Annotated in this window: 2 protein-coding genes; both read left to right on the top strand. The window is 46.1% G+C overall.

The window, feature by feature from the left end; genetic code table 11:
• Window positions 1-126: 126 nt before the first annotated feature.
• Complete coding sequence (locus tag NC796_RS26475; RefSeq protein WP_310688894.1) at window positions 127-1,482, top strand: sulfatase-like hydrolase/transferase; 1,356 nt, start codon at window positions 127-129, stop codon at window positions 1,480-1,482.
• 272 nt (window positions 1,483-1,754) lie between these two features.
• A partial coding sequence (locus tag NC796_RS26470) for a hypothetical protein (protein ID WP_310688892.1) occupies window positions 1,755-2,042 on the top strand: 288 nt, incomplete at its 3' end.

Here is a 2,042-nt window from a genome sequence, read left to right as displayed (position 1 = left end):
CTGACGCTGGTCGGGAGTTAGTTCTATCGTTGGGGCAACATTCATGAGCGTTTAATTGAGGGTTGGAGGGAATATACGATGTCCCCAGCTAATAATTACTATAATTTTTGAAATTAAGTACTAGTAATTGCAACAGTTCTAATTATATCCTGTGAAACAAAGAATGAAGAAATAGATCCTGAACAACCCAATATTATTTTCATTTATGCGGATGATTGGGGGTATGGTGATTTGGGAATCCACGGGTGTTCCTACTGTGAGACCCCCAATTTGGATAAAATGGCTTCGGAAGGGATTGATTTTCAAAATTTTTCGGTGGTCAATCCCGTATGCTCCCCCAGCAGGGTAGCCCTGATGACCGGGCAATTCCCCGCTCGTCACAGCGTGCATGGTCATTTTGCTTCTGTAGAATCCCATATGAGCCGAAACATGCCGGATTGGTTGGATCCGAAGGCCCCGATGTTACCTCGCATGTTACAAGAAGCGGGCTATGCCACCGCACACTATGGCAAGTGGCATCTTACCAATACCCATGTGCAAGATGCTCCCTCCCCGCTGGAATATGGGTATGACGAATATGGAGCGTTTAATCTGCCCGGACGATTGCCCCAGATGCAGGCAGACTCTACCATCTATAAAACCATCGATTTTGTAAGGCGTCATAAAGATCAGCCCTTCTTTGTCAATGCCTGGATTCATGCAACACATACCCCGCATTATCCCAGGCTTAAATATTTGAACCAGTTTGACAATTTGGATGAGCAGCAACAAGTCTATGCTGCTGTAGTGGCGGAATATGATGCCCGCATAGGAGAACTATATACGGCACTGAAGGAATTAGGATTAGATGAAAATACGCTGGTGATATTTTCATCGGATAATGGTCCGGAAATAACAAGTGATAGAAAGAGTGTTGACGATAACTCGACCGGGCCCGGTCTGGGGAGCTACTACTCGGTAGGTGAAACAGGTGGGCTGAAAGGGCGCAAGCGTGCCTTGTTTGCTGGAGGCGTTCGGGTTCCGTTTATCGTGCGTTGGCCGGGACAAGTGTCTGCCGGCGGGGTTGATAAAACTACCGAAATGGCGGCTGTAGACCTGTTGCCCACATTTGTGGAACTGGCGGGAGCCTCCTATCCCGAGAATTATCAACCTGATGGGGAGAGTCTTGTACCGGCCATTATGGGCAAGGACTACGACCGGCAGAAGCCTATCTACTGGGACTGGCGTTATGCCCGCGATCGCCCTGGCTTTTGGCCAAGTGCAAGCATACAGGATGAGAACTGGAAGCTTCTGATAAATGAGGAATTGGACCGCGCCGAGTTGTACAATATCAATACCGATTGGGCCGAACAGGAAGACCGGTCGGGCCAACAGCCGGCAAAGGTCAAGGAGCTTCGGGAGCAAATTAAAAGGTTTGAAGAGTCTTTACCCGAACAACCATCTGCTTGCTGCTTTTCGGACGAGAGGAAAAAGCTAAAGTAAGTATTTAAGATCTAAACCCTGACCATTGATGAATATAGCATTCTGAACTTATTAGTTATTAATATTCTGGATAATCACCCGTGAAAAAGTGTTGTGTCTTTTTACAATGCAACAAAAAAAGTTCAAATACATGCCGAGGTATATGGGAAAGTACTTCTGAGGGACTCCAAATCAGCTTTTGGGGAAACCGCCATATTGACTACCTGATTACGGCTTGTGATCGGTTTATTCATCAAAAAATTTATACCTAACGATTAATAAATAGAATATTTATGAACTGTTTTGATATGCGAAAAGTTATGTTGCCTGTAATTGTCCTTGGAGTATTGCTTGTTTTTAGCAGTTGCTCTTCTAACGAGCCCAAAGTTCAGCTAAATGAAGGAGCGCATATCGTTCTTTTGGGTAACAATTTGGGTTCCCGGATGATGAACTTTGGTCATTTTGAGACCGAGCTACACACCCGTTATCCCGATAGCAGCCTGTTTATTCGGAATATGTCCGATCCCGGAAACACCCCCGTTTTTCGACCGCATGCGGCGCGGGATACCCCATGGGCGTTC

The organism is Aliifodinibius sp. S!AR15-10 (assembly GCF_031569985.1).
GTDB lineage: Bacteria > Bacteroidota > Rhodothermia > Balneolales > Balneolaceae > JAMQKA01.
The sequence above is the reverse complement of the archived record's forward strand: the minus strand, read 5'-3'. Positions and strand labels throughout refer to the sequence as shown.